The 25069-nt window shown below is 66.8% G+C and carries 30 protein-coding genes; 27 read left to right on the forward strand and 3 right to left on the reverse strand.

What is annotated here, in order from left to right; genetic code table 11:
• Positions 1-6: 6 nt before the first annotated feature.
• From P6166_RS04680 to P6166_RS04750, 15 genes are all read left to right on the forward strand, one after another.
• The gene (locus P6166_RS04680) at positions 7-1173 is read left to right on the forward strand and encodes a hypothetical protein (protein WP_277763354.1); all 1167 of its coding nucleotides are present in this window, start codon (positions 7-9) and stop codon (positions 1171-1173) included.
• On the forward strand, positions 1173-1670 hold the full coding sequence (locus P6166_RS04685; protein ID WP_277763355.1) for a DUF4376 domain-containing protein: 498 nt from the start codon (positions 1173-1175) through the stop codon (positions 1668-1670). Before P6166_RS04680 ends, P6166_RS04685 begins: the two co-directional genes overlap by 1 nt.
• On the forward strand, positions 1667-2365 hold the full coding sequence (locus P6166_RS04690) for a phage minor tail protein L (protein WP_277763356.1): 699 nt from the start codon (positions 1667-1669) through the stop codon (positions 2363-2365). Before P6166_RS04685 ends, P6166_RS04690 begins: the two co-directional genes overlap by 4 nt.
• 2 nt (positions 2366-2367) lie before the next feature.
• A complete protein-coding gene (locus P6166_RS04695) occupies positions 2368-3105 on the forward strand; it encodes a C40 family peptidase (protein ID WP_277763357.1) in 738 nt (245 codons plus the stop codon).
• Positions 3098-3685 carry a tail assembly protein gene (locus tag P6166_RS04700; protein ID WP_277763358.1) on the forward strand — a complete coding sequence of 196 codons (588 nt, stop codon included), beginning with the start codon at positions 3098-3100 and terminating at the stop codon, positions 3683-3685. Before P6166_RS04695 ends, P6166_RS04700 begins: the two co-directional genes overlap by 8 nt.
• Positions 3682-5970 (forward strand): phage tail protein, encoded by a 2289-nt coding sequence (locus tag P6166_RS04705; RefSeq protein ID WP_277763359.1) that lies wholly within the window; start codon positions 3682-3684, stop codon positions 5968-5970. Before P6166_RS04700 ends, P6166_RS04705 begins: the two co-directional genes overlap by 4 nt.
• A complete protein-coding gene (locus P6166_RS04710; protein WP_277763360.1) occupies positions 5961-6188 on the forward strand; it encodes a hypothetical protein in 228 nt (75 codons plus the stop codon). Before P6166_RS04705 ends, P6166_RS04710 begins: the two co-directional genes overlap by 10 nt.
• A 3-nt stretch (positions 6189-6191) precedes the next feature.
• Positions 6192-7124: an SOS response-associated peptidase family protein gene (locus tag P6166_RS04715; RefSeq protein ID WP_277763361.1), complete on the forward strand. Its 933-nt coding sequence runs from the start codon at positions 6192-6194 to the stop codon at positions 7122-7124.
• A gap of 292 nt (positions 7125-7416) precedes the next feature.
• The gene (locus P6166_RS04720) at positions 7417-7701 is read left to right on the forward strand and encodes a hypothetical protein (RefSeq protein WP_277763362.1); all 285 of its coding nucleotides are present in this window, start codon (positions 7417-7419) and stop codon (positions 7699-7701) included.
• A 31-nt stretch (positions 7702-7732) separates the two neighbouring features.
• On the forward strand, positions 7733-8401 hold the full coding sequence (locus P6166_RS04725) for a hypothetical protein (RefSeq protein WP_277763363.1): 669 nt from the start codon (positions 7733-7735) through the stop codon (positions 8399-8401).
• Positions 8402-8406: 5 nt separating this feature from the next.
• Positions 8407-8634 carry a hypothetical protein gene (locus P6166_RS04730; protein WP_277763364.1) on the forward strand — a complete coding sequence of 76 codons (228 nt, stop codon included), beginning with the start codon at positions 8407-8409 and terminating at the stop codon, positions 8632-8634.
• A 76-nt stretch (positions 8635-8710) separates the two neighbouring features.
• The gene (locus tag P6166_RS04735; protein ID WP_277763365.1) at positions 8711-9037 is read left to right on the forward strand and encodes a hypothetical protein; all 327 of its coding nucleotides are present in this window, start codon (positions 8711-8713) and stop codon (positions 9035-9037) included.
• 15 nt (positions 9038-9052) lie between these two features.
• Positions 9053-9319, forward strand: a complete 267-nt coding sequence (locus P6166_RS04740; RefSeq protein WP_277763366.1) for a hypothetical protein — start codon at positions 9053-9055, stop codon at positions 9317-9319.
• Between the two features lie 371 nt (positions 9320-9690).
• Positions 9691-10215, forward strand: a complete 525-nt coding sequence (locus tag P6166_RS04745; protein WP_277763367.1) for a DUF1772 domain-containing protein — start codon at positions 9691-9693, stop codon at positions 10213-10215.
• 363 nt (positions 10216-10578) lie between these two features.
• Positions 10579-10815 carry a hypothetical protein gene (locus tag P6166_RS04750; RefSeq protein ID WP_277763368.1) on the forward strand — a complete coding sequence of 79 codons (237 nt, stop codon included), beginning with the start codon at positions 10579-10581 and terminating at the stop codon, positions 10813-10815.
• A 75-nt stretch (positions 10816-10890) separates the two neighbouring features.
• Here the strand turns inward: P6166_RS04750 and P6166_RS04755 are convergent, their stop codons facing one another.
• Genes P6166_RS04755 through P6166_RS04765 form a run of 3 tightly spaced genes read right to left on the reverse strand, consistent with a single transcriptional unit; the run spans position 10891 to position 11641 of the window.
• A complete protein-coding gene (locus P6166_RS04755; RefSeq protein ID WP_277763369.1) occupies positions 10891-11175 on the reverse strand; it encodes a hypothetical protein in 285 nt (94 codons plus the stop codon).
• A 3-nt stretch (positions 11176-11178) separates the two neighbouring features.
• Positions 11179-11355, reverse strand: coding sequence for a hypothetical protein (locus P6166_RS04760; RefSeq protein ID WP_277763370.1), 177 nt, complete (start codon positions 11353-11355; stop codon positions 11179-11181).
• A 52-nt stretch (positions 11356-11407) separates the two neighbouring features.
• Positions 11408-11641, reverse strand: a complete 234-nt coding sequence (locus P6166_RS04765; RefSeq protein WP_277763371.1) for a hypothetical protein — start codon at positions 11639-11641, stop codon at positions 11408-11410.
• Between the two features lie 528 nt (positions 11642-12169).
• Between P6166_RS04765 and P6166_RS04770 the strand changes: the two genes are divergently transcribed.
• The 12 genes from P6166_RS04770 to P6166_RS04825 all read left to right on the forward strand — a co-directional run bounded on the left by P6166_RS04770 (position 12170) and on the right by P6166_RS04825 (position 25057).
• The gene (locus P6166_RS04770) at positions 12170-12421 is read left to right on the forward strand and encodes a DUF2188 domain-containing protein (protein WP_277763372.1); all 252 of its coding nucleotides are present in this window, start codon (positions 12170-12172) and stop codon (positions 12419-12421) included.
• Positions 12422-12544: 123 nt separating this feature from the next.
• Positions 12545-13246, forward strand: a complete 702-nt coding sequence (locus P6166_RS04775; RefSeq protein ID WP_277763373.1) for a hypothetical protein — start codon at positions 12545-12547, stop codon at positions 13244-13246.
• A gap of 77 nt (positions 13247-13323) precedes the next feature.
• Positions 13324-13557, forward strand: a complete 234-nt coding sequence (locus P6166_RS04780; RefSeq protein ID WP_277763374.1) for a hypothetical protein — start codon at positions 13324-13326, stop codon at positions 13555-13557.
• 528 nt (positions 13558-14085) lie between these two features.
• A complete protein-coding gene (locus P6166_RS04785; RefSeq protein WP_345781854.1) occupies positions 14086-14730 on the forward strand; it encodes a polysaccharide biosynthesis/export family protein in 645 nt (214 codons plus the stop codon).
• Positions 14727-16139, forward strand: coding sequence for a GumC family protein (locus P6166_RS04790; protein ID WP_345781849.1), 1413 nt, complete (start codon positions 14727-14729; stop codon positions 16137-16139). Before P6166_RS04785 ends, P6166_RS04790 begins: the two co-directional genes overlap by 4 nt.
• A 272-nt stretch (positions 16140-16411) precedes the next feature.
• Entirely contained in the window at positions 16412-17866 is a 1455-nt protein-coding gene (locus P6166_RS04795; RefSeq protein WP_277763375.1) for an undecaprenyl-phosphate glucose phosphotransferase, read from the forward strand.
• A 59-nt stretch (positions 17867-17925) separates the two neighbouring features.
• Entirely contained in the window at positions 17926-19188 is a 1263-nt protein-coding gene (locus P6166_RS04800) for a polysaccharide biosynthesis protein GumE (RefSeq protein WP_277763443.1), read from the forward strand.
• Positions 19185-20255: an acyltransferase family protein gene (locus tag P6166_RS04805; RefSeq protein WP_277763376.1), complete on the forward strand. Its 1071-nt coding sequence runs from the start codon at positions 19185-19187 to the stop codon at positions 20253-20255. Before P6166_RS04800 ends, P6166_RS04805 begins: the two co-directional genes overlap by 4 nt.
• A complete protein-coding gene (locus P6166_RS04810; RefSeq protein WP_277763377.1) occupies positions 20252-21391 on the forward strand; it encodes a glycosyltransferase family 4 protein in 1140 nt (379 codons plus the stop codon). The genes P6166_RS04805 and P6166_RS04810 overlap by 4 nt, the downstream gene beginning before the upstream one ends.
• Positions 21388-22413 carry a GDP-mannose--glycolipid 4-beta-D-mannosyltransferase gene (locus P6166_RS04815; RefSeq protein WP_277763378.1) on the forward strand — a complete coding sequence of 342 codons (1026 nt, stop codon included), beginning with the start codon at positions 21388-21390 and terminating at the stop codon, positions 22411-22413. The genes P6166_RS04810 and P6166_RS04815 overlap by 4 nt, the downstream gene beginning before the upstream one ends.
• A complete protein-coding gene (locus P6166_RS04820; RefSeq protein ID WP_277763379.1) occupies positions 22410-23900 on the forward strand; it encodes a lipopolysaccharide biosynthesis protein in 1491 nt (496 codons plus the stop codon). Before P6166_RS04815 ends, P6166_RS04820 begins: the two co-directional genes overlap by 4 nt.
• A complete protein-coding gene (locus P6166_RS04825) occupies positions 23897-25057 on the forward strand; it encodes a glycosyltransferase family 1 protein (protein ID WP_277763380.1) in 1161 nt (386 codons plus the stop codon). The genes P6166_RS04820 and P6166_RS04825 overlap by 4 nt, the downstream gene beginning before the upstream one ends.
• The last annotated feature ends 12 nt before the right edge of the window (positions 25058-25069 follow it).

Raw genomic sequence — 25069 nt, forward strand, 5'->3', positions numbered from 1 at the left:
ACACCCATGGCACAGCAGCACATCCAACTCGGCACGCCGCCCGCTGGAACCGACGGCGATACCGCGCGGCAGGCTTTCGCGAAGGCGGAAGAGAACTTCAACGATCTCTATGGCCTCGTGGTGGGCGATGGATCCGGCACCTCCCTTGATGAGCGAGTTGACGTCATTGAGTCGGCGATCGCTTTGGCCCTGGGAAAGAATAAGCTCATCAACGGCAACTTCGATTTCTGGCAGCGCGGCTGGGGTCCGTTCACCGTTACCGGCTACGGGCCGGATCGTTGGAATTGCGCCTTCAATGCGCTCACCGGTGCGGGTATCCAAGCGTATGTCGTCGGTGCTGGCGATGCCAACTTCAAGACGGGTGCGTTCGCTTGCAGTGTGAACAACACTGGAAACAGCGACGGCACGAACCACTTTTTCATCATGACCCAGAAGATCGAGAACGTTAATACGTTCAACGGTCAGACGGTCAGTTTTAGCGCAACGGTCTTCAATGCTGGCGCAGCGGGACGGCAGATCGCCGTGGAGTTTTTGCAGGAGTTCGGTACGGGCGGCTCTGCTACGGTAACCGGCATCAGCCCTAAGAAGTTCACCTTGGCGGCTGGCATCAATCACATTTCTGGGCAAGTGACATTGCCCAGCACGGCCGGAAAAACTATCGGTAACGCCAACCACTGCCTGAGCATGGTGCTGTGGTTCTCCGGCGGCAGCTCCTACAGCGCCCGCAACGGCTCGCTTGGAGCGCAGTCTGGCCAGCTGTACATCGGTGAAGTGCAGCTAGAGCGCGGAACGGTACCCAGCAACTTCGAGGTTCGTCCTCTTGGCGTAGAGCTGGTGCTGTGCCAGCGCTACTGCGAAAAGAGCTTTCAGCTCGATGTATTCCCAGGCACGCTTTCCAACCTAGGACGGTTCTCTATCGGCATTAGCAGTGCAGTAAATGCCGACATGTTTGTGTCCGTACCGTTCAAGGTCACTAAGCGGGTAGCCCCAGCCGTTGCGCTGTGGGGCACAGGTCTGACCAGTTCCGCCGGCACTGTGGGGCAGGACGACGGAAGCCTGATCTCCGCCTCTATCAGCCACGTCGGCGTGCATCAGTTCCAAGTCAACTGGAAGAACACGGCGTCGCGTTGGGGTGGCTTCTTCCACTTCATTTCTGATGCGGAGATTCCCTAATGTACCGTCTGACTCATGATCCCGAGTGCGTGGTACGCATTGAGGATTCCATGTACATCCCGCGTGGCCACCGCTGGTGGGATGAGTACGAGGCCTGGCTCGCCGCGGGGAATGAGGCCGAGCCGGCGGATCCGCCTGCTACCCTGCAGTCGCTGAAGGACGGTCTGCGCGCAGCAGCCACCGCCCAGCGCTGGTCGCACGAGACCGGCGGTATTGAGGTGGGCGGCGTCTCGGTGGCCACCGGCCTGGAGGACCAGAACCGCATAAGTTCGGTACTGGCTGCTGGCCAGCTGGGAGATCTCGCCGAGGTCGATTTCAAGGCGGCGTCCGGCTGGACGCGACTGACGCTCGCCGAGATCCAGGCCATCGCCGGAGCTATCTCCGTGCACGTGCAGGCGTGCTTCAGCGCCGAGCGCGCGCACCACGAGGCCATCGACGCGTTGCCGGATATCGCGGCCGCTGAGGCCTATGACGTGACGAGCGGGTGGCCGGCGTGAGCGTGCTGGCCGACATCCAGACCCTGGAGCCCGGCGCACGGGTCACCGTGTTCGAGCTCGACGCACGCGGCATCGGCGCCGACCAGCTGTTCTTCCACGCCCACCTGCAGAGCGAGCCGATCATCTGGCAGGGGCAGGACTATGGTCCGTGGCCGATCGAGGCGACGGGATTCGAGCGCACGAGCGACCAGCCGCCGAACCCGCGCCTGAGCGTGGGCAACATCGACGGCAGCATCACAGCGATGTGCCTGCTGTTCGACGACCTGGTGGGCGCGAAGCTCATCCGCAGGCAGACGCTGAGGCAGTACCTCGATGCGCCGAACTTCGCCCAGGGCAACCCCGAGGCGGATCCCGACGAGCATTTTCCGGACGAGATCTGGTTCATCGAGCGCAAGGTGCGTGAAGACCGCGAGGTCGTCGAGTTCGAACTGTCCACTGCGATCGACCTCAACGAGGTGACGTTGCCCCGCCGCCAGATTATCGCCGGCGTTTGCGCCTGGGTGACCATCGGCGGGTACCGCGGCCCCTACTGCGGCTATGCAGGACCGCCGGTAGCCGACATTAACGACGTGCCGACCAGCGACCCGAGCCGCGACCAGTGCGGCGGCCGGCTGGGGAGCTGCAAACTGCGGTTCGGCCAAAACGATCCGCTTCCTTACGGCGGGTTCCCCGCCGCCGGGCTGCTGAGGAGCTGACCATGGACGCGTTGACCTTGGCGGCAATCCATGAGCACGCCGTGGCCGAATACCCGCGCGAATGCTGCGGGCTGGTGGTCGCCATCGAAGGGCGTGAGACCTACGTGCCTTGCCGCAATGAGGCGGCCGCGCCCAGCGAGCACTTTCGCCTGCCGGCGGAGGACTACGCCTCAGCTGAGGATCGTGGCGAGGTGCTGGCGCTCGTGCACAGCCACCCCAATGCGCCGGCAACGCCCAGTGACGCCGACCGGGTTCAGTGCGAAGGCAGCGGCTTGGTTTGGCATATCGTCAGCGTGGGCCAGGTGGATGGCGCGGCCGAGTGCGGCGACATCCAGACGATCGAGCCGTCCGGTTACGAGGCACCGTTGATCGGACGCCAGTTCGCGCACGGCATTTTGGATTGCTACACGCTCGTGCAGGACTTCTATCGCCGCGAGCTCGGCATCCAGTTGTCGAACTACACCCGCGAGGACGACTGGTGGCTCAAGGGTCAGCAGCTCTACAGCCTGGATCGCCTGCAGGCCGAGGGGTTCGAGCGCATCACGGATGCCCCGCGTCGTGGCGACCTGATCCTCATGCAGATCCGGTCCACGGTCCCCAACCACGCCGGCATCTACCTGGGCGACGGGGTGATGCTGCACCACCTCCACAGCCGGCTATCCGACCGGGTCGTCTACGGCGGCTACTGGGCCGAGCGGACCTGCTACATCGTGCGACACCGGGAGATGATCGATGGCTGAGACTATCCGCACCATTCGGCTATATGGCGCGCTGGGCGCGCGGTTCGGGCGGGAGTTCCACCTGGCCGTAGATAGCGCAGCTGAGGCTATGCGTGCGCTGTGCGTGCAGATTCCGGGGCTGGCTGCCTACCTGAACTCCGCAAAGGACAAGGGCATGGTCTTCGCCGTCTTCCTGGGCAAGCGCAATATCGGCGAGCAGCAATTGCACGATCCGCCGGGCTCGGCCGAAATCCGCGTTGCGCCGGTTCTGCAGGGCGCCAAGCGCGCGGGTGTGCTGCAGACCATCGTTGGCGCGATCCTGGTGGTGGTCGGTGTGGTGCTCAACGTGTACACCGGCTTCAGCGGCACGCCCTTCATCAATCTGGGTGTCGCCATGATCGCTGGCGGTGTCGTGCAAATGCTCTCTCCACAGCCCAAAGGGCTCGGTGCAAAGGACAGTCCCGAAAACCAGCCCAGCTACAGCTTCAATGGGCCGGTCAACACCGAGGCCGAGGGCAACCCGGTACCGGTGGGCTATGGCCGCTGCTGGGGCGGTTCGGCAGTGATCAGCGGCGGCGTTTACGCTGAGGACCAGGCGTGAGCGCAGGCCCTGAATTCCGCGGTGCCGGCGGCAAGGGCTCCAGCAGCGCCCGCACGCCCGTCGAGTCGCCCGATAGCCTGCACTCGATCGCCTACGCCAAGATCATCGACCTGATCAGCGAGGGCGAGATCCGCGGCCTGGCCAACGGGTTGCAGTCGATCGCGCTGGATGGTGCGCCGCTGCAAGGCAGCGACGGCTCCATGAACTTCCAGAACGTCGTGGTGCAGACGCGCGTCGGCACGCAGGACCAGGAATACGTGGCCGGCTTCCCGAGCGTCGAGAACGAGATTTCGGTGGGCGTGGAGCTGCGCAGCGACACGCCGATCGTGCGCACCGTCTCCGGCTCCGAGCTGTCGGCAGTGCGCGTGCGCCTGGCCGTGCCGGCGTTGCAGCGGACGAAGACCGACAACGGCGACACCGTGGGGTACAGCATCACCTATGCGGTGGACGTGGCCACCGACGGCGGCGCCTACACCACGCTGCTCACCGACACGATCACCGGCAAGACCACCACCCAGTACGAGCGCAGCCGGCGCATCGACCTACCTGCTGGGAGCGTGTGGCAGATCCGCTTCCGGCGCCTGACGCCCAACGCGAACAGCGCCACCATCGCCGACACGCTCAACATCCTGTCGTTGACCGAGATCATCGACGCGAAGTTGCGCTACCCCAACAGTGCGCTGGTCGCCATCGAAGTGGACGCCAGCCAGTTCCAGAGCATCCCCACGCGTGGCTACGACTGCTACTGGCGGATCATCCGCGTGCCGACGAACTACGACCCCGAGACTCGGGCCTACGTCGGTATTTGGGATGGCACGTTCAAGTCGGCGTGGTCGGACAACCCGGCCTGGGTGTTCTACGACATGGTCACCAACGACCGGTTCGGCCTGGGCGGCATCGTCGCGCCGGAGATGGTCGATCGGTGGCGGCTGTACCAGATCGCCCAGTACTGCGACCAGCTGGTGAGCGACGGGCTCGGGGGCCAGGAGCCGCGCTTCACCTGCAACGTGTACCTGCAGACCGCCCAGGATGCCTACAAGCTCCTGCAGGACCTGGCTTCGGTGTTCCGGGGCATCAGCTACTACGCCATGGGCCAGGTTCTGGCCTCGGCGGACATGCCGATGGACCCGGTCTATACCTACACCGGCGCCAACGTGATCGACAGCCGGTTCAGTTACGAGGGCAGCGGCCGCAAGGCGCGCCACACCGTGGCGCTGGTGTCCTGGAGCGACCAGAGCGACTTCGGCCGACAGAAGGTCGAGCCGGTGATCTACCGCGAGGGCGTGGCGCGCTACGGCATCCAGCAGACCGAGGTGACCGCTTTCGGGTGCACCTCCCGCAGCCAGGCACAGCGCATCGGCAACCACATCCTGCTCTCGGAGAACCTGGAGACCGAGACGGTGAGCTTCGCCGTCGGCCTTGATGGCGTGGTGGCCGAGCCGGGGCAGATCATCCAGGTGGCTGACGCGAAGCGTGCTGGCCGTCGGATTGGCGGGCGCATCCACTCGGCGAGCGGCCAGACTGTTGTGCTTGACCTGGCGCCGGAGGGCATGGCGGCGGGGGACAGCCTCGTGGTGATGCTCCCCACCGGCCGCAGCCAGGCGCGCACCATCGCCGCGATCAGCGGCAACCAGGTGACGGTCTCCGCTCCGTGGTCGTCGGAGCCCCAGCCGCAGGGGGTCTGGGCGACGGAAAGCGCTGAGCTGGCGCTGCAGACCTTCAAGGTGCTGGCGGTGACGGAGGGCGAGGGGATCACCTTCAACATCACTGCGCTCAAGCACGTGCCCGGCAAGTTCGCCGCGATCGACGATGGCGCCAAGCTGGAGCTGCCGCCGCTCAGCATCATCCCGCCCAGCGTCCAGGCCCCGCCGACCAACGTCACCTTGGCCTCGCGCTCGATGGTGGAGCAGGGCATTGCCACCGTAGCCGCCGGACGTCCCGGTCCTCGCGCAATTCTGCGCGGTCGACAAGGCGGTGGAAGCATCCCGCCGCCGCTGCCGGGGAAATACGTTCGAACTGGCCGGTCGCAGCACATGCGACGCCCTCAATTCATCCTCCCGGCCATGCCCAAAGCCACCACCAAGGCCCGCAGGGCCGCTCAGCGGGCGGAAGCCATCGAGCGGCAGATCCTGGCGATGACCCCGCCACGCGCGGGAGGCTGGCGCGCCTGGTGCCGCCATGCCGACGCCGTGGCCAGGCTCCATCGGGTGGCGGCCCGTCTACGCCGCCTCAACGGCACCGGACCTAGGCTGTCCTCCCAAGCGGAGGTCAAGCCATGGCCCTGACCCGAGACCAACTGCAGGTGCATCTGGACCAGCTCGAGGGCAGCGTGCCCGGGCTGGTCGATACCCAGGAGCACCACTTCATCGAAGCGTTCGCGGCCATGGTCGAGACGATCGCCGACGCGGCTGGTCCTGGCGCCGACCGGGACTGGGTCGAGCATCAGGCCTTGGGTATGCTGGCCCGCCACGGGCTGATTCCGCCGATCGACGAGGCCGCTTGACCCATGTGCTACTCCGCGCAGGTGATGGCCGACTACCGGAAGCTGGTGCGCACGTACGGCGCAATCATGTCGCTGGACGACTTCGCCAAGCTGTACTTCCACGACCCGGGCAAGGCGCGGCCGAAGACGCCCAAGGCCATGGATGACGCCTTCGCCGAGTGGTCGAACACCGCCGAGCACGACATCTGGCGCGACATCGTGGCGTGGCGGGGCGAAGAGGCCACGGTTCTGGAGAAGGAGCTCTTCGCTCAGAAGACGCGCCTGAACACCGCGCAGCGCGCCCTGCAGGTGAAGGTCACCAAGAAGGCCGAGAACGACGTGCGCGTGGCCACCAACAAGATCGAGCGCGCCACCAAGCGCCTGGCCGACCTGCGGCGCGATGAACCTCTCGACCGGGACAGCCGCATCTTCCCCGGCATGTACGCGCCGGTGATCGTCATGGAGGGCGGCAAGCGCGTCATCAAGCCGATGCGCTACCAGTGCCGGCTGGAGGGTAAGCCAGCCTTCTACGACACCAAGTTCCCCGGCACCTACAACGCCCGCCGCGACAGCCTGGAGAGCTACTGGCGCGAGGCCTTCGGCCGGCGCCACGGCATCCTGGTGGTGGACACCTTCTACGAGAACGTGGAAGGGCCGGACGGCAAGAACCAGGTTCTGCAGTTCACCCCGCGCGATCGCGAGCCAATGCTGGTGGCCTGCCTGTGGGCAGCCTGGACCGATCCGAAGGGGCAGGAGCCGGACCTGCTGAGCTTCGCGGCGATCACCGACGAGCCGGAGCCCGAGGTCGCCGCCGCTGGCCACGACAGGACGATCATCAACATCAAGCCCGAGCACGTCGACGCCTGGCTCAGCCCCGACCCCAATAACCTGGCGGCCCTGTACGCGATCTTCGACGACAAGCGGCACCCCTTCTACGAGCACCAGTTGGCGGCGTGATCAATATCCCGCTAGCGGGCGAATATGCTCGCGGCGTAGACCAAAAGCAGCACGTACAAACACCCCAGAGCCGCCTTCACGGGCACTTCGAATCGACGTAGAAATTCCATGCGCTCCCCCTTCGCATGGCTACAATCTAGGACGGTTGCCGGCCGTCCGCAAGCAGGGTTTTTTGTGCGCAACGGCAAGGGAGAATTGGCATCTCTCGCGTGCGGGATCCGATCAAATGTCAACCGGACGGCACCGCCTCGCCCCAGGCTGGCAGATTTTGGCAGTTCAACTCGGAGGCATCATGCAGAAGCCTACGGAAGCAGAACTCGTTGAGGTGCTCCAGGCCAGGTGTGACGCACTGACGTGGGTGGCGACCGCGTTGATTCAGTCGCATCAGGATCTGGAAGTGGTGCGCTGGCGCTGGCATGCCCGCCGGCTGGCCGACGAGCGAGCCGGAAGGACACAGGGGGAGGGCATTGGCTACAAGCATGCCTACGTGGATGAGCTGGCGGCGTGGACTGAGACCCTGGACGCACTTATTGCTGCAAGAGATTTGAGCCCACCAAGTCCCAGTGAGTTGACATAAGCTTCGCCTTGTCTGCAAGGGCCTAGACACCATGGATTTGATCCGCCTGTTACGTTCCCTCGAAGAGTTCCTCTACGAGCTGGTGGGTTGGCTAGTCTTCTATCCCCGGACCCTGTGGAGAATTCTTTGCCATCCAGGGCAGATTGCGCGGTATACCCACGAGGAGCTGTCAAAGCCACTGGAGAGTCGGTTTCAGGAGACCATCAGCCCCGTGTTGATGTTGATTCTGACCGTCGCGCTCGCCCATGCGCTTGAGCTCTCGCTGAAGATGCCACTGCCGAAGATCGAAAGTCCGGTGGGGCAGGTATTGTTCGGGACCGAGGAAGGTCTAATCCTGACAAGATCTGCGATCTTTTGCGTGTATGCACTCGGCGCAGCGCTCGGTACTCTGAGGCGACAGCGGTCGCGCGTCACGCGGGACACACTTCGTGAGCCGTTTTCGATCCAGGCATTTGTGGCGTGTCCCTTCGTGCTCGGCTTGGCCGTCAGCGAGTACATGATTCGCTGGCCTACTGGAAACTGGAGCATGTGGGGCGTAGCTCTGCAGCTGGCGAGCGTTACTTGGTACTTGTGGGCGCGAACCTCGGCCTTTCGAGCACTCAACCAGGCAAGCTGGTTGCGCGCCTTTGGGCTCGTGCTCGCGTCTTTCCTAATTACGACGGCCGCGATCCTTATCGTGGCGGCTTTCTTTGTCGTGTAGCTGGCATGGATCGCGCGACCGCCACCGCGCTGATCGACCAACTTTGCCGGGAGCTGCCCTCGGGCGGCACTCCCCAGGCTGACGACTTCGACTACGGCTGGTTCCGGGAGCGGGTGGCCAGCGTCGCCGATCAGTGCCGGGCTGACAGCATCTACATCTGGCAGTACGCGCTCTGGCATCTGGACCGGGCCGGCCTGATGCCCGACGGCATCGCCCCGGTCAACCGCGCTTAGGCGGGGAAGGTGAACGGCTCAGCGCCGTGATCCGCGCGTCGCAAGCGCCGAGACGCGGCGGCGTAGGATCGTCGGCATGGACCTTCCGAACCTTCCCCCCGGCTTCCAATGGCGCCCCTGGGGCACCGAGCTGCACCTTCACCTCGACGGCCGGGGGATCGGCCTGATCGTCGAACTGCCGGAGGGCCGAGGCTGTCGCGTCTCCCGGAACGACGGGACGACGAACCTCCGATTCGAGTTCCTTCCGAGCCGTGACGCGTCTGTCCGCTTCCTGGAGCGCTGGGCCGTGCGCTGGGAGGAGCGGATCCGGGAGCAGTACCGCGGTCTGGGCTGCGCGCTGCCAGAAGAACGCCGGACCGGCGTCGAGGTTCAGACGACCCATCGGCGCCGGCGGCGTCGCTGAGGCGGGACGGGACTCATGACGGGCCATGACGAACCCCCGATCCTGCTCAACGGCCAAGTGCCGGACGAGCCAGTGCGCCTGCAGAACGGCGACACGGTGGTGCTGGTGAACCCGGCTGTCGCTGGCAAGATCGTGGTCGGGCCGCTGCGAATCCTCGGCCCCAACGGCTATCAGGCCACCCACATCGCCACCGAGCCGCCTGGGGCGCTGCCGGACGGCGCGCCGGACGACTGGTATTTCACCCGAGGAGCGATCTACGAGGTCAGGCGCCCGGTGCGCTGATCACCCTATCGGGGTGTAACGTCTTGATTCTTTTAATACGAGAAGGCCATCTTTAGACGGTGCCGCGGAGGGCTCAGCGCAATAGATTTCAAATGCTTGCGCTGCACAGAGGTCAAGTCTGGGGGACTGGTGGTCGTCGGTTCGAATCCGGCTACCCCGACCAAATTCCCTTTTACGAACAACGGCCTACGCTGACGAAGCGTGGGCCGTTGTTCGTTTGCACGGGCGGGTCGCCTACTGGTCGGCCCAGGCACGCACAGCGCACCGCGATTTCAGCCTAGTATCGCGAAGCGGGTGGCCTTGAGACGCGCTCGAGGCCGGCGCCCGCCATCCATCAGCGTTTTCCGTCACCCGCACAGGACAATCACGCGATGTCGTCACGAACCCGCATCACGCAGGCCTTCCTGTGGGCTTCCACGTTCGCCTGGGGCATCGGGCTCGGAGCGAAGATATTTGATCTTCTCGTCGTGGCGGGTGCATGGGGGGCTTCGCCGCCTGCGTCATTTGCGCTGCTGCCGTATGGCCCGAAGTATCCGATGAGCCCGGGAGGCTTCTTCCAGCCGCTGTCGATCTTCATGGCCATCACGATCGTCGGAGCGCTGGTTGCCGGATGGAACCAGCCTCGCGCGGTACGCCCCTGGTTGCTGGCGGGAACGGGGGCGTTCGTGGTGATCTGGGCGATCACGCCCACGATCTTTTGGCCGATGATCAACGCGCAATACGACATTGCCACGGGCAAGGCTGTGGCCAGCGTGGCGCAGGCCGTGGAACTCACCGCGCGCTGGAGGGCGTGGGACGGGTTCCGGATCGCACTCATCGCCGTCGGCTTTCTCGCCTCCGTCAGAGCGCTTACGCTCGCCACGCCGGGCATCCGCCTGCCCGCAGGCGAGGTGTAGACATTCCCTGCCTGGCGGGCTGGAGCGCGTGATCACCCCGTCAAGCTTATGCCGGGCGGGTGGCGTATGCTGCATCCAACGGTCCCGCTTGCGCCGGGCCGTCTTCCAGATGAAGGCGTCGTAGCCTGCACCTGCCCCTTCGCGTTTTCGCAGGTGATCAAAACATGCAGCCCAGGGCGACTGACTACACGTCGAGTAGGCCAACCCGTTCGCGCGTACGCGCCGTCGACGTCCAGCAGGATGTGGCGGAATTTCTCAGAACGGGGGGAAAGATCGAGCGGCTCGGCAATACGCCATTGCGTCGCGCCACCGGCACGGTGAGCGCCGGCGGTCAATCGGGCGGCAGCGAACCCGAGGAACGTGGTGGACGGTGAGCGCGCCTACGCAGGGGCGCGATCTCGCAACGAGGTCATCGAGTTTCGCGGCAAGTACGTCATCCATCGATACTGTTTTTCGGACCACGACCTGTGCGATTTCTACGCCAGCGGTCCGGGCTTTCGAAGGGTGGTGTTCGACGTGAAGCCCGAAGACGCGCAGCGGGTGATTTCCGAGTTGCGCGAGATGGTGGACCGTCTTCGGACAGATACGCCATCCGCTTGAGGTGCGCGGTCGTGGCGGCGGCTCCGCGCGGGCCGCCGCGATCAGCTCGCAGGGAGGGATGCGCCGGTAGCCGGGCTACGCCCGGGTTGGATTTTCCAGCGCACGCCAGCAGTGCTCGGCCACGCAATCCACTTGGCGCGAGGTGGTGCGCAATCTCACCATGTATTCCACCTGCGTGCGGTAGCACTGCCTCATCTGCGGGCGGCTGCCGTTGCAGGACACGTAGGAGGCGCACGCTGCGCGAATCAGCGGCGCGATATCGCGTTCGAACATCAGGTTTCCCAGCTCGCCCCGGGCGTGCCTGGCGCGCCAATGCTCGATCATGGCGTGGATATCGATCCCCGACGGCGGGTGGGTCACGGCTCAGTATCCCTGCCGAAATCGAGCCAGGCGGATGCGTATCCGGCGCAACGCATCGCTTTCGGGAATCCTCGCGACGCGATACCCGTCGGGTTCGTCGTTGGCGGGCTCATCGCGCCTGTGCAGGATTTCCTCGAGATCTTCCAGTAGCGATTCGATGCGTGACTCGGGTGAGGTCATGGCGCTTCCATGGCGGGCAGGGCGGGCACCATGGCGTCTGCGCAGGGCACTTTCACAGATGCCTGCCGTCTATGAATCCACGTGCCAGGTGCGCGCCGATGTCCAAGGCCGCATCGATCCCCATGCAGACCGGTAGGTGGCCGGCAGGCACCGGCAACCTGTCGACATCCACGCGGTGCACAAACGCCTCCGAGCCCTCGCGAAGCCAAGCTTCGACGGAAAACTCGCTGCCGTTGTGCCTGCCTTCGACGAACCGCTTTTCCAGGATGGGCTTGGTGCTGCTCATGTCGATGTTTCACCTTCCCCGTGTTGGCCGGCAGGGGCGCCAGGGAGCGGGATTCTTTGCAGGACGCGCGTCGGTCCGAGCTTTTCGATCTCGCCGCCCTGGCGCTGGAAAGCCATCAGGTCGGCAGCGAGTTGGTGCGAAGAAATCTTGCTCGCACCGGGGCGGTACGGTGAGTATTGATGGTTTCCACGCTGTAGCATTTCGATCTCCGTTGGAGATGAAGGGGCGAGGCGGCCGAGTCTGTCGCGACGGGAGATCGTTCCAGGCGCCACCTTCTGGGCGGCGGAACGTGGGAAGTCGGGTGCCGGTTGACCGTACTCCCTATTGGGCCAAGAAGCGAATGGATTCGATATCGCGCCCCCGCGCGCCGGAATGCGAGTGGTGCGCGGCCGCCGATGGCCGGCGACCCGGCACGCACGCCGCCTGCAGACGCGTTCCTTCTTTTTCGTGCTTGCCGAATCCGTGTAACGCGCGGCACGCGGCCGCGCTTTACTGGCGCCAGGGGGCATGAAGGCGGCGAGGCAAGTCATGGAACGCAAGTACTGGTACGTGCTGATGCATATCAACGGGTGGGCGGTGCGCGAGGGCGAGGGGATCCTGGCGGCCGGCGCGGCCCGGCAGTTCCGCACGAAGGAAGAGGCGCTGGAGTTCGCCCGCTTCTGCGCGCGCGCGGCGCACGCCGCCACCGGCGCGCTCACCGGCGTGCGGATCCAGGGCAGCGATGCGCGCTGGCGCGAGGGCTGGTCCTATGGGCTGGATCCGGTGGCCGCCAGCGGATGATCTGCGCCGCGTGACGTGGGCGCAGGCCGGGCAAGGCACGGCGCACTGGATGGCGTGGGCGGCGCATGCAGGCCCTGCGCATGGCATCGGCTATGGTCTGCACCACACGCCTAGGGATCGCCGATGCGCAACATGCTCGACTTCAGCTCCTGGAACGCGTTGCTGACCACCTTGTTCGGACTGGTGATGGTCTCGCTCGTCGCGGTGGGCGTGCGCCTGCTGTTCATGCAGACGCTGCAGCGGCGGCGCGAACGCGAGAACCGCCAGATCAACGAGCGCCTGAAGACGCTGATCGCGGCCTACAAGGTGCTCGGAGGTTCTTTCACCGGTGAGTTGAGCGTGGACCCGAGCCACCTGCGCGACCTGCGCGCGCGCCAGGAGACCGGCGCGCAAGGCGGCGAGCCGGCGCTTAACGGCTCGGACCGGCGCCGGCGCATCCGCGACGCGGTCGAGGCGGCGCTCTCGGATGTGGTGCTGCTCGGCACCGAGGAGCAGGTGCGGCTGGCCGCCCGGGCGGCAGCCGAGATGGTGGCCGGCCGCCCGGTGGAGACCGCCGAGCTGGTCGTCTCGCTGCGCGATTTCATCCGCCAGGCGCTGGACCTGGCCCCGATTCCCGCGTCGCTGGCGATTCCCTCGCAAGGCCCTACCCGGAGCAGCGGTGGGTCGCGGGCAAAGGAGGGCGAGGGCAAGCGCGGCGGGGCCGGCGGCGGAGGCGGTGGCGGTAGCATGGGTGGGGGCATGGGTGGGGGCATGGGAGGCGGCATGGGCGGGGGTGGCGCGCATCCCGCCGGCGATGACGACCCGTGGTCCCCACACGCGTCCTAGTGCACGGATTCACGACCTGCCCATCGCTTAGGATGGCGCGCACAGGGGCCACCGTGAGGTAGAGCGGGGCGAAGGTCATGTTGAGCCGAGTAGAACTCGATCGCTGCCTGGATACATTGCAGGACCAGCTGCCGAACCTGCGCAGCGACGAGGATGCCGATTTCGATTTCCTGGCCTTCCAGGCCCAGGCGGACCGCATTGTCGCGTCGGCCGCGCCGGAGGATATCGAGCATGTGCGAGGTCGCCTGCAGGCCATGCTGGAGCAGGCGGGCCTGATTCCCACCGATGCGGAGGCCGAGCGCAGGCGTTGAGCGGCGCGACGTGCAGCGCGCGTGAATTCCGCGCAGATGCCACGCCGCGACATGTCGCGCTTCATCGTCGCACTTGAAACGATTCGGCACCGCACGGAATAGCGACCCTCACCCGATGGCATGTCGTGATGCATTTAGCGCCTCGATTCGTGCGGTCATGCACACTTTTTCGCTAGCCGTGCAGGGCGCGTGAACGCGCCGCAGACGAACTTGAACCAAGAACCCCGCGCGCGCCATTTTTTTGGCGCATAGGGATTGCCTGAAGCGTTTTCTATGCCATAGTGCGTCGCAACAACGCTTTGCCAACGCAACAACGCTTCCCCCATAACGTTGATGTCAGCGGAGCGCCGGTGTCCCCCCGCCGGCAAGCAAGGCCACTCCATCACCTCAGTTCACCACTGCCTGGCCGCGTGCCGGTCGGAGTGGACGAGGTCGTACCGAAAATCCCGATCGAGGCGGTGATCCCCACGCATGAGTTACGCCACCAGAAGTAGACGCCTGACGAGATTGTTGCTGCCGCTCGGCCTGATGTTCCTGCTGGCCGCGTGCGCCGGCACGTCCCACATGGCAAACGAATTGCCCCAGCCCGACCCGTTGGCCCTGGCCACCGTGCAGCCGGAGTACCGGCTTTCGCCTGGCGACGTGCTTCTGGTCAAGGTGTTCCAGGTCGACGACCTGGAGCGGCAGATCCGCGTGGATAACGACGGCAACGTCTCGCTGCCGCTGATCGGTACCGTGACCGCCGCGGGCAAGGGCGTGGCCGAATTCGAGCGCGAGGTTGCCCAGCGCTACCAGCAGAGCTATCTGCAGAACCCGCAGGTGTCGGTGTTCGTGCAGGAGGCCAACGGCCGCCGCGTCACCGTGACCGGCGCCGTGGACGAGCCGGGCATCTATCCGGTGGTGGGCGCCAACCTCACGCTGCAACAGGCGATCGCGCAGGCCAAGGGCGTGAGCAACATCGCCAGCCGCGGCAACATCATCGTGTTCCGCACGGTCCAGGGCCAGAAGATGATCGCGCGCTTCGACCTGAGCGACATCGAGCACGGCAAGGCGCCGGACCCGGAAATCTACGGCGGCGACGTCGTCGTGGTATACCGCTCCGATGCCCGCCTGCTGCTGCGCACGGCGCTGGAGCTGACTCCCTTCGTGATGGTGTGGCGGGCTTATCGATGAGCCAGCCCATTGCCCCGACCCCGCACACCCACGTGCACCATCACCCCGAGCTGGGCCTTCGCGACTACTGGCGCGCGCTGCTCGCGCAGCGTTGGCTCATCGTCGGCATCACCGCGGCCATCGTGCTGGTGGCGTTGGTGGTGACCTTTCTGATGACGCCTTCGTACCGCGCCACCAGCACCCTGCAGATCGAGCGCGAAGCGCTCAACGTGGTCAACGTCGAGAACCTTATGCCGGCCGAATCGCCGCAGGATCGCGACTTCTACGAAACCCAGTACGAGCTGCTCAAGAGCCGTTCGCTGGCCCGCCAGGTGGCGCGAGAGGCGCAGCTGGCCAACGATCCATACTTCCGCCCGCTGGTGGACAAGGTGACGGCCAAGTTCGACGCCAGCCACCCGGAAGGCGGCAAGCAATCGCCCGAGCGCCAGGCCGCCATCGAACGGGCGCTGGTCGCCGCCCTGCTGGACGGGCTGGAGATCGAGCCGATCCGCAACTCGCGCCTGGTCCGGGTCAATTTCGACTCGCCCGATCCGCGCGTGGCCGCCAAGGTCGCCAACGCCTATGCGCGCGTGTTCATCGTCAGCAACCAGCAGCGCCGCATGCAGGCGTCGGCGTTCGCGACCAAGTACCTGTCCGAACGCCTGGAGCAGCTGCAAGGCCGCGTGGAGGATTCCGAGCGCAAGCTGGTGGCCTACTCCAGCCAGGAGATGATCGTGCCGGTGGGCGATGACAAGCCATCTCTGCCGGCGCAGAACCTCAGCGAACTCAATGCGCTGCTGGCCGGTGCGCAGGATCAGCGCATCAAGTCCGAGGCGGCGTGGCGCCAGGCCAGCCGCGGCGATGGATTGTCGCTGCCGCAGGTGATCTCCAATCCGCTCGTGCAGCAGCTGCGCGCCGAGCAGGTGCGGCTGAATGCGGAGTACCAGCAAAAGCTCTCCACGTTCAAGCCCGATTACCCGGAGATGCAGCGCCTGAAGTCGCAGATCGGCGAAGTGCAGCGGCAGATCAACGGCGAAGTGCTCAACATCCGGCAGGCGCTGAAGGCCCAGTACGACGCCGACACTCAGCAGGAGCAGCTGATGAACGCGCGTATCACCGCGCTCAAGGGCGACGAGCTGGACCTGCAGACGCGCTCCATCCAGTACAACCTGCTCAAGCGCGAAGCCGATACCAACCGCCAGCTCTACGACGCGTTGCTGCAGCGTTACAAGGAGATCGGCGTGGCCGGCAATGTCGGCAACAACAACGTCTCCATCGTCGATGGCGCCGATGTGCCGAGCAATCCCAACATGCCCAAGCTGCCGCTTAACGTGGCGCTGGCGCTGGTGTTCGGGCTGTTCATCGGCGTGGCGGTGGCGCTGCTGCGTTTCCTGTTACGTGATCCGCTCGATGAACCGGCGGCTGCGTGAGGGCGTGCGCGGTCAACTTGGTGACAAGTGGTTCAGGGTCGAAACGAATGGATGGATTAGTTTTCAAGCTGTCGTTAGCGCGGGTCGGGAGGAAGGTTTGACCGATGCACCAGATAGGCGGCGGTGAGGATACCGCCGAGTGAAAAGGGCTGCCGCGGGATCCGGGGTCGACGTAGGAGGGCGTCGCTGATCCATGTGGCAGGCGATCGAGGCCAGAAGGCGCAGCGTGTTCCCCCACGCGCGCGACGCCTGAAGGTTTGGAGGACATTCCCATGTTGTTGGCCGATCTGAGCAGTGCGACCTATACGGCGACTTCGCCGCGATTGTTGACCAAGTACTCCGCCGCCGCGGACCTGGTGCTGCGCGTCTTCGACGTCGCGGTGGTGGTGGCCAGCGCCTTGTGCGCATACCGCCTCCTGTACGGCACCTGGGTGCCGGCCGCCGCGTATCGCGTGGCGATCGGCACCACCGCGCTGTACGCGGTGATCTGCTTTGCCCTGTTCCCCTTGTACCGCAGCTGGCGGGGGCGTGGCCTGCGCCAGGAGCTGCTCGTGCTGGGTGCCGCCTTTGGCGGCGTGTTCGCGCTGTTCTCCGTGCATGCGCTGGTGGTGCAATTCGGCCAGGGCGTGTCGCGCTTGTGGATCGGCCTGTGGTTCGCCGGCGCGCTGGGCAGCCTGCTGGTCTCGCGCACCACCTTGCGCATGCTGCTCAACAACCTGCGCAGCCGCGGCGTGGATACCCAGCGCGTGGTGGTGGTGGGCCTGCGCCATCCGGTGATGAAGATCCAGCAGCACCTGAGCCGCAATCCCTGGGTGGGCATGCAGGTGGTCGGCTACTTCAGCAGCCGCTACGACCTCACGCTGGCCGACCACCGGCAGGAAGACCTGCCGTGCCTGGGCGACCCGGAAGGGCTGATCGACTACCTGGAAGGCAACCATGTCGACCAGGTGTGGATCTCGCTGCCGCTGGGCGAGCGCGACCACATCAAGCAGCTGCTGGAGCGCCTGGACCGCTACCCGATCAACGTCAAGCTGGTGCCGGACCTGTTCGACTTCGGCATGCTCAACCAGTCCGGCGAGGTGATCGGCAACGTGCCGGTGATCAACCTGCGCCAGGGCGGCGTGGACCGCGACAGCTACTTCATCGTCGCCAAGGCGATGCAGGACAAGATCGTCGCCATCGCCGCGCTGCTGGTGCTGTGGCCGGTAATGCTGGCCTGCGCGTTGGGCGTCAAGCTCAGCTCGCCCGGCCCCGTGCTGTTCCGCCAGCGCCGCCACGGCCTGGGCGGGCGCGAGTTCTGGATGCTGAAGTTCCGCTCCATGCGCGTGCACGACGAAAGCCAGCATGTGCAGCAGGCCACGCGCAACGACAGCCGCATCACCCGCTTTGGCGCTTTCCTGCGCCGCTCCAGCCTGGATGAGCTGCCGCAGATCTTCAACGTGCTCGGCGGCAGCATGTCGGTGGTCGGCCCGCGCCCGCACGCGGCCCAGCACAACACCCACTACGAGAAGCTGATCCACCATTACATGCAGCGCCACTACGTCAAGCCGGGCATCACCGGCTGGGCGCAGGTCAATGGCTTCCGCGGCGAGACGCCGGAGCTGCGCACGATGAAGAAGCGCATCCAGTATGACCTGGACTACATCCGCCGCTGGTCGCTGTGGCTGGATTTGCGCATCATCGTGCTCACCGCGGTGCGGGTGCTCGGCCAGAAGAACGCTTACTGATGTCGGCCCTCGGTGCCCACGCCGGCGCGCCGTCGCCGTCGCCCGCGTGGGCGACGGCGTTGCCGCCGCACGTCGCGCACCGGGTGCGCTGGCGCAACGTGGCCATCGAATGCGTGCTGTTGCTGGCGGTGGGGTACAACTTCGTCCTGGCGGTGATCAACGCCAAGGTATTCACCGTGCGCCCGGCGATGACCTACGTGGTGGAGTTCGCGCTGTACGGCGCCTGCTTCGTCCTCGGCCTGTGGTCGCTGGACCGCAAGCGAGCCGCGCTGGTCATCGGCGGGCTCGGCTTCCTCGTGGCACTGGTATTGCTGCGCTTCTTCCTGACGTGGGAGTTCGACCCCAAGTTCCTGCGCGATGCGTTGATTCCCTTCGCGTTCCTGGTGCTGGGCTGCGCGTATCGCGGCTCGGTGCCGCAGCTGTGCGTGCGCATGACGCTGGTGATCGCGCTGGTCGCCGGGTTCGAGCTCGCCGCCCCCACGACCTATGGCGACGTGGTGAACCCCAAGAGCTACTTCGTCAACGCCCGCGGCTTCAGCGCCTCCGGCTTCTGGAACGAGGACAGCAACCTGTTCGTCAGCGCGACCCGGCCGGGCGCGCGCAACTTCCTGCCTTCGAGCAACCTGCCGCGCGCCTCCTCGGTGTTCATCGAGCCGGTGACGATGGGCAACTACATCATCTTCTTCACCGCCGTGCTGCTGGCGTTCCGGCGCTGGCTGAGCGGTTGGAAACAACTGTTGAGCATCGGCCTGATCGGCTTTCTCATCGTCGCCTCGGACGGCCGCCTGGCCGCCGGCACATGCGTGCTGATGGCGATGCTCGCACCGATCCTGCGGCGCGTTGACCAGCGGCTGGCCTTCGGGCTGTTCCTCCTCGTCCTGTTCGGGGGCTGGCTGCTGGTCACCGCGGCGGGGGTACAGGCCTATGAGGACACCACCCTGGGCCGCATCTTCTTCACCGTCGACTCCATCTCGCGCCTCTCGCTGCCCGCCTGGCTGGGCCTGGATACCGATGCGGCGTACCGCTATTTCGACAGCGGCATCGCGTACTTCATCGTTTCCCAGTCGATCTTCGTCGTGCTCGCCTTCCTGCTCGCGTATTCCTTCCTGATGTTCCTGCCGGGCACGGAAGGGCAGCTGTTCAAGCAATTGGCGATCTTCGCGTTCGCGCTGAGCCTGCTGGTGTCCAACGGCTATTTCTCGATCAAGACCGCCGCCCTGTGGTGGTTCGTGTGCGGCTGGCTGTGGCAGGGCGCGCCCGTGCTGCCATCGGCGCGGCGGCTCTGGCATGCCCGTCGCCTGCATGCGGAGCCGGCGACGTGAACGCGGCGGCGGCCACGCGCGACGGGCGCATCGATGCCACCCGCGCCATTGCCATCGTGCTGGTCGTGCTCGGGCACGCCAAGGGCGTGCCGCAGGCGTATACGCTGCTCGCCTTCAGCTTCCACGTGCCGCTGTTCTTCTTCCTGTCCGGCTGGGTGGGCGCGGCCTATGGCCGTCCGCGCAGCGACGCGCAGACCTGGGCCAAGCTCGTGCGCGGGCTGGTCGTGCCTTACGTGTTCTTCTTCTTCGTCGCCTATGCCTACTGGTTGGCGACGCGCCACATCGGCACGAAGGCCGCGCGCTGGGGTGCGTTGCCCTGGTGGGACCCGCTGGTGGGCGGGGCGCAGGGCACCGGCGAAGGCCTGTACGTGCAGCCGGCGCTGTGGTTCCTGCCGGCGCTGTTCGTCACCGCGCTCGCATTCCACTATGTGGGCAAGCGCGCGCCCGCCATGCTGCTTGCCGCGGTGATGGCCGTCGTGGCCTGCCTATGGTGCGCGTGGTTCCCGGGGCAGGGCGTGCGCCTGCCGTGGGGCCTGGACGTGCTGCCGGTGTCGCTGTTCTTCTTCGCCGCCGGTGCCGCGGTGGCCCGCCATGCGGCCGCCGCCCAGCCCCACCCGGCGCTGCGCTGGTGGGGCATGCCCTTGCTGCTGGCGGTGCTGTGGCTGCCCCTGGCCTGGATCAACGGCAAGGTCGACGTGAACCTGCTGCGCTTCGGCCAGTCGCCGGCCGTGTTCCTGGGCGTGGCGCTGCTGGGCACCGCGCTGATGCTGCATGTGGGCGGCTGGATCCAGCACGTGCCCGGCGTGCAGTGGATCGGCCGCAACACGCTGGTGATCCTCTGCACCCACTTCCTGGTGCTGTTCTTTCTGTCCGGTGTGCGGTCCGTGGCAGGTATCGGCGGGCCGCCCGGCCCGGCATGGGCGCTGTTCGCCACCGCCGTGGCCATCGCCGCGGCGGTGCCCGCGCGCGCGATGCTGGCGCGCTGGGCGCCTTGGGCGTTGGGCCTGTCGCCCACCGCCATGTACCGCAAGCCGGTCCCCGCTGCTCCCGAGGTAGGTTCGCAATGAGAGTCGTGCACGTCGTTCGCCAGTTCCATCCTTCCGTGGGCGGCATGGAGGAGGTCGTGCTCAACGTGGCGCGGCAACACCAGCAGCAGGGCGGGCAAGCCGAGGTGCTCACGCTCGACCGCCTGTTCACCGCGCCGGACACCCGGCTGGAGACGCACGACGAGGTGGAGGGCATCGCGATCCGCCGCATCGGCTACCGCGGTTCCTCCCGCTATCCGCTGGCGCCCTCGGTGCTCTCGCACCTGCACGATGCCGACCTGGTGCACGTGCATGGCATCGACTTCTTCTACGATTTCCTGGCGCTCAGCCGCCCGCTGCACCGCAAGCCGATGGTGGTGTCCACGCACGGCGGCTTCTTCCATACCGCCTACGCCTCGCGCTTGAAGCAACTGTGGTTCCGCACGCTCACCCGCGCCTCGGCGCGGGCCTACGCGCGCATCATCGCCACCAGCGAGAACGACGGCCGGCTGTTCTCGCAGATCGTGCCGGGCCGGAGGCTGCGCGTGATCGAGAACGGCGTGGACGTGGCGAAGTTCGCCGGGCGCGGCAGCCCGCATGCCGGGCGCACCCTGGTGTACTTCGGTCGCTGGTCGGTCAACAAGGGGCTGCTGGAGACGCTGGACCTGCTCGCCGCGCTGCGCGCACGCGATCCGCGCTGGCGGCTGTTGCTGGCCGGGCGCGAATACGATTTCGACCTGGGAACGCTGCAGCAGGCCATCGGCGCGCGCGGGCTGGCCGAGGCGGTGCAGCTGGTGCCGTCGCCGACTCCTTCGCAGCTGGCCAAGCTGCTGGAGCAGGCGCAATTCTTCGTGTGCCTTTCGCGCCACGAGGGCTTCGGCATCGCGGCGGTGGAGGCGATGAGCGCCGGCCTGCTGCCCGTGCTGAGCGACATCCCGCCATTCGCACGCCTGCATCGCGAGTCCGGCCTGGGCGTGATCGTGCAGCCATCCGATGCGCACGCCGCCGCAGCGCGCGTGCAGGCGCTGGCACAGGCCAGCGATGCCGACCTGCCGGCGCTGCGCGAGCAAGCCATGGCGTTTTCCGCCCGCTACGACTGGCGCCACATCGCGCGCCAGTACCAGGACGAATACCGCTTCGCGCTCGATCCGAACGCCGCGACGGAGGTGGCCCGATGACCCCGCGCCGCGACGCCCCATCGATGGTGGTGCTGTTCTCCACCGATCCCCCGGGCGACAAGACCAATCCCTACCTCACGCAGCTCTATCGCGCGTTGCCGGGCCATGTCGCCGTGCGTTACTTCTCCATGCGCACCGCATTGCTGTCGCGCTACGACGTGCTGCACGTGCACTGGCCCGAGTACCTGATGCGCCATCCCAGCCGCGCCGGTACCTGGGCCAAGCGCGCCTGCGCCGCGCTGCTGCTCCTGCGCCTGCAACTCACCCGCACGCCGGTAGTGCGGACCCTGCACAACCTGCAGCCGCACGAAAGCCAGGGCCGCGTGGAGCAGTGGCTGCTGGGCTGGCTCGACCGGCAGACGCGGCGTTGGGTCCGCATCAACGCCGTCACGCCGCCGCGCCCGCCGTTCACCGACACCATCCTGCACGGACACTACAGCGACTGGTTCGCCGGCTTCCCGCAGCCCGCCTCGCAACGCGGCCGCCTGCTGCACTTCGGCCTGATCCGGCCGTACAAGGGCGTGGAGACGCTGATCGACGTGGTGCAGGCTACGCCCGATCCCGAACTGCGGCTGCGCATCTGCGGCAATCCGGCCACGCCGGACATGCGCGCCACGGTGGAGGCGGCCTGCGCCGCCGATCCGCGCATCAGCGCCCAGCTGGCCTATGTGGACGACGAGACGCTCGCGCGCGAGGTCGGCCTGTCCGAACTGGTCGTGCTGCCTTACCGGCAGATGCACAACTCCGGCACGCTATTGCTGGCGCTCTCGCTGCATCGCCCGGTGCTGGCGCCGTGGAGCGAGTCCAACGCCGCCGTGGCCGAGGAAGTCGGGCCGGGCTGGGTGCATCTGTATCGCGGCGAGCTGAGCCGTGAAGTGCTCGCCGACACCTTGGCCCGCCTGCGCGATCAACCCCGCCGCGCCGCGCCGGACCTCTCGCGCCGCGACTGGCCCAAGATCGGCCTGCAGCACTACCGCACCTACCTGGAAGCGCTCGGCCACGACAGCGAGGCCTACGCATGAGCAGCGAGGCCGCGCGAATGTCGCCCGCACCGCGCCTGGGCGCACGCGCCGCCGGTGGCGCCTTCGTCACCATGGCCGGGCAGGGCGTGCGGGTGGCCGTGCAGTTCGGCGGCATCATCCTGCTGGCGCGCCTGCTCACCCCGCACGATTACGGCCTGATGGCGATGGTCACCGCCATCGTGGGCGCGGCGGAGATCCTGCGTGATTTCGGCTTGTCCTCGGCGGCGATCCAGGCCAAGGAGGTCAGCCGGCAACAGCGCGACAACCTGTTCTGGATCAACAGCGGCATCGGCCTGCTGCTGGCGGTGGCGGTGTTCGCCGGCGCCCACGCGCTGGCCGCGTTCTACCACGAGCCGGCGCTGGTGCAGATTTCGCAGGCCCTGGCGGTCACGTTCCTGCTCAGCGGCATGACCACCCAGTTCCGCGCCCACCTCAGCCGCGGCCTGCGCTTCGGCCAGCTGGCGCTGAGCGACGTGGGCGCGCAGGTCGCCGGCCTGGCCGCTGCCGTGGCCGCCGCGCTGGCCGGGCTGGGCTTCTGGGCGCTGGTGTTGCAGCAGGTGGTGCAGGCCGGCGTGCAGCTGCTGCTGACCGTGCTGTGCGCGCGCTGGCTGCCGCGTGGCTATACCCGCGCCGCGCCCATGCGCCAGTTCCTCGGTTTCGGCTGGAACCTGATGCTGGCGCAATTGCTCGGCTACGCCAGCCGCAACGTCGGGCAGGTCATCATCGGCGCGCGCACCGGTGCCGAGGCGCTGGGCCTGTATAACCGCGCCTTCCAGCTGCTGATGATGCCGCTGAACCAGATCAACGCGCCGGCCACCACGGTCGCGCTGCCGGTGCTATCGCAGTTGCAGGACGAGCGCGAGCGCTTCACCGCGTTCCTGGTGCGCGGGCAGACGGTGATGGTGCACCTGATCGTGGCCACCTTCGCCTTCGCCTGCGCGCAAGCGTTGCCGCTAATGGTGCTCGTGCTGGGCGAGCAGTGGCGCCCGGCGGTGCCGCTGTTCCAGTGGCTGACGGCCGGCGGCGTCTTCCAGACCACCGCCTACGCTGCCTACTGGGTGTTCCTTGCCAAAGGCCTGATGGGCGCGCAGCTGCGCTATTCGGTGGTGACGCGGGTGCTGCTGATCGCCTGCATCTTCGCCGGCTCGTGGTGGGGCGTGGAAGGCGTGGCCGCGGGCTACTCGTTCGGCCTGCTGGTGATGTGGCCGCTGTCGCTGTACTGGGTGGGCCGCGTGAGCGACATCCCGGTATGGACGGTGTTCGCCAACGGCCTGCGCGCCGTCGTGGGCTACGGCCTGTGCGCGGTGGCGTCGTGGGCGGCCTCCTGGTGGATCGGCGGGGCGCTGTGGCGCCAGCTGGCCGTCGGCACCGGCGCGATGCTCGCCGCCTTCGCCCTTGTCTTCGTCGCCTGGCCGGCCTTCCGCCGCGACGTGTTGTCCATCCTGCAGACCCGCCACCTGATCGCCGAAGCCCGGAGCCGCCGATGAACGCCCTCCTGTCCACCCCCTCGCGCCCAGAAGCGCGCACGCCGCGCTACCTCGTGCTCTCGGCGCACGACTACCGCACCCCGCGCCGCGCCAACATCCATTTCATCGCCGAGCAGCTGGCGCTGCGCGGGCAGACCCGCTTCTTCTCGCTGCGCTACAGCCGCCTGTCGCGCTGGAAGGGCGATGCGCGCCTGCCGCTGGACGACACCGCCAACCGCGTTGTGGAGCATCGCGGCGTGGAGTGCTACCTGTGGCGCGCGCTGGTGCATCCGTTCAACACGCGCCGGCGCTGGGCGCGGCCGATCGAGAACGCGATGTTCGACTGGTATGCGCGCCATCCGCCGGAGATCCTGCGGCAATGGATGGTGGAGTCCGACGTGATCGTGTTCGAGAGCGGCACGGCCATCGCGTTCATCGAGCTGGCACGCCGGCTCAACCCGCGCGCCCGGCTGATCTACCGCGCCTCCGACGCGCTCTCGGCCATCGATGTCGCCGACTGGGTCGCGCGCACCTTCGACCGGGTCGCGCCGCAGCTGGACGTGATCGCGTTGGTCTCGCCGGCGATGGCCGGGGAGATCGCCAGCCGCGAGAACGTCTTCCACATCGGCCACGGCATCGACCACGACCTGGACGCACTCGGCGATCCGTCTCCCTACGGCGAAGGCCTGCATGCGGTGGCGGTGGGCTCGATGTTGTTCGATCCGCGCTTCTTCGTCACCGCCAGCCGCGCCTTCCCGCAGGTGACCTTCCATGTCATCGGCTCGGGCATGGGGCGCCATCCCGACTACGGCGACAACGTGGTCGTGTACGGTGAGATGAAGCACGCCGACACCATCCGCTACATCAAGCATGCGCAGGTCGGCATCGCGCCGTATGCGTCCGAGCAGGTGCCGGCCTACCTGGCCGACAGCTCGATGAAGCTGCTGCAGTACGATTTCTTCGGCCTGCCGGCGGTGTGCCCGCACGCGGTGGTGGGCGACTACCGCTCGCGCTTCGGCTACACGCCCGGCGACGAGGCCTCCATCGTGGCGGCGATGTCGCTGGCCCTGGCCGCCCCGCGCGAACGCCTGCGCCAGTGCCTGGACTGGTCGCAGACCACCGACCGCGTGCTCGACCCCACGCAATACCCCGACACCCGCCTCGCCCTCGTGCGCTGATCCTTCTCCCGA

Origin of the sequence: Stenotrophomonas sp. HITSZ_GD, from assembly GCF_029543105.1 — a bacterium.
Taxonomy (GTDB): Bacteria; Pseudomonadota; Gammaproteobacteria; order Xanthomonadales; family Xanthomonadaceae; genus Stenotrophomonas_A.

What these genes read in the sequence shown, in the direction of transcription:
- P6166_RS04680 (WP_277763354.1), top strand. Translation starts at nt 7, where the DNA reads ATGGCACAGCAGCACATCCAACTCGGCACGCCGCCCGCTGGAACCGAC.
- P6166_RS04685 (WP_277763355.1), top strand. Translation starts at nt 1,173, where the DNA reads ATGTACCGTCTGACTCATGATCCCGAGTGCGTGGTACGCATTGAGGAT.
- P6166_RS04695 (WP_277763357.1), top strand. Translation starts at nt 2,368, where the DNA reads ATGGACGCGTTGACCTTGGCGGCAATCCATGAGCACGCCGTGGCCGAA.
- P6166_RS04700 (WP_277763358.1), top strand. Translation starts at nt 3,098, where the DNA reads ATGGCTGAGACTATCCGCACCATTCGGCTATATGGCGCGCTGGGCGCG.
- P6166_RS04710 (WP_277763360.1), top strand. Translation starts at nt 5,961, where the DNA reads ATGGCCCTGACCCGAGACCAACTGCAGGTGCATCTGGACCAGCTCGAG.
- P6166_RS04715 (WP_277763361.1), top strand. Translation starts at nt 6,192, where the DNA reads ATGTGCTACTCCGCGCAGGTGATGGCCGACTACCGGAAGCTGGTGCGC.
- P6166_RS04720 (WP_277763362.1), top strand. Translation starts at nt 7,417, where the DNA reads ATGCAGAAGCCTACGGAAGCAGAACTCGTTGAGGTGCTCCAGGCCAGG.
- P6166_RS04725 (WP_277763363.1), top strand. Translation starts at nt 7,733, where the DNA reads ATGGATTTGATCCGCCTGTTACGTTCCCTCGAAGAGTTCCTCTACGAG.
- P6166_RS04730 (WP_277763364.1), top strand. Translation starts at nt 8,407, where the DNA reads ATGGATCGCGCGACCGCCACCGCGCTGATCGACCAACTTTGCCGGGAG.
- P6166_RS04735 (WP_277763365.1), top strand. Translation starts at nt 8,711, where the DNA reads ATGGACCTTCCGAACCTTCCCCCCGGCTTCCAATGGCGCCCCTGGGGC.
- P6166_RS04740 (WP_277763366.1), top strand. Translation starts at nt 9,053, where the DNA reads ATGACGGGCCATGACGAACCCCCGATCCTGCTCAACGGCCAAGTGCCG.
- P6166_RS04745 (WP_277763367.1), top strand. Translation starts at nt 9,691, where the DNA reads ATGTCGTCACGAACCCGCATCACGCAGGCCTTCCTGTGGGCTTCCACG.
- P6166_RS04760 (WP_277763370.1), bottom strand. Translation starts at nt 11,355, where the DNA reads ATGACCTCACCCGAGTCACGCATCGAATCGCTACTGGAAGATCTCGAG.
- P6166_RS04765 (WP_277763371.1), bottom strand. Translation starts at nt 11,641, where the DNA reads ATGAGCAGCACCAAGCCCATCCTGGAAAAGCGGTTCGTCGAAGGCAGG.
- P6166_RS04770 (WP_277763372.1), top strand. Translation starts at nt 12,170, where the DNA reads ATGGAACGCAAGTACTGGTACGTGCTGATGCATATCAACGGGTGGGCG.
- P6166_RS04775 (WP_277763373.1), top strand. Translation starts at nt 12,545, where the DNA reads ATGCGCAACATGCTCGACTTCAGCTCCTGGAACGCGTTGCTGACCACC.
- P6166_RS04780 (WP_277763374.1), top strand. Translation starts at nt 13,324, where the DNA reads ATGTTGAGCCGAGTAGAACTCGATCGCTGCCTGGATACATTGCAGGAC.
- P6166_RS04785 (WP_345781854.1), top strand. Translation starts at nt 14,086, where the DNA reads ATGTTCCTGCTGGCCGCGTGCGCCGGCACGTCCCACATGGCAAACGAA.
- P6166_RS04790 (WP_345781849.1), top strand. Translation starts at nt 14,727, where the DNA reads ATGAGCCAGCCCATTGCCCCGACCCCGCACACCCACGTGCACCATCAC.
- P6166_RS04795 (WP_277763375.1), top strand. Translation starts at nt 16,412, where the DNA reads ATGTTGTTGGCCGATCTGAGCAGTGCGACCTATACGGCGACTTCGCCG.
- P6166_RS04810 (WP_277763377.1), top strand. Translation starts at nt 20,252, where the DNA reads ATGAGAGTCGTGCACGTCGTTCGCCAGTTCCATCCTTCCGTGGGCGGC.
- P6166_RS04815 (WP_277763378.1), top strand. Translation starts at nt 21,388, where the DNA reads ATGACCCCGCGCCGCGACGCCCCATCGATGGTGGTGCTGTTCTCCACC.
- P6166_RS04820 (WP_277763379.1), top strand. Translation starts at nt 22,410, where the DNA reads ATGAGCAGCGAGGCCGCGCGAATGTCGCCCGCACCGCGCCTGGGCGCA.
- P6166_RS04825 (WP_277763380.1), top strand. Translation starts at nt 23,897, where the DNA reads ATGAACGCCCTCCTGTCCACCCCCTCGCGCCCAGAAGCGCGCACGCCG.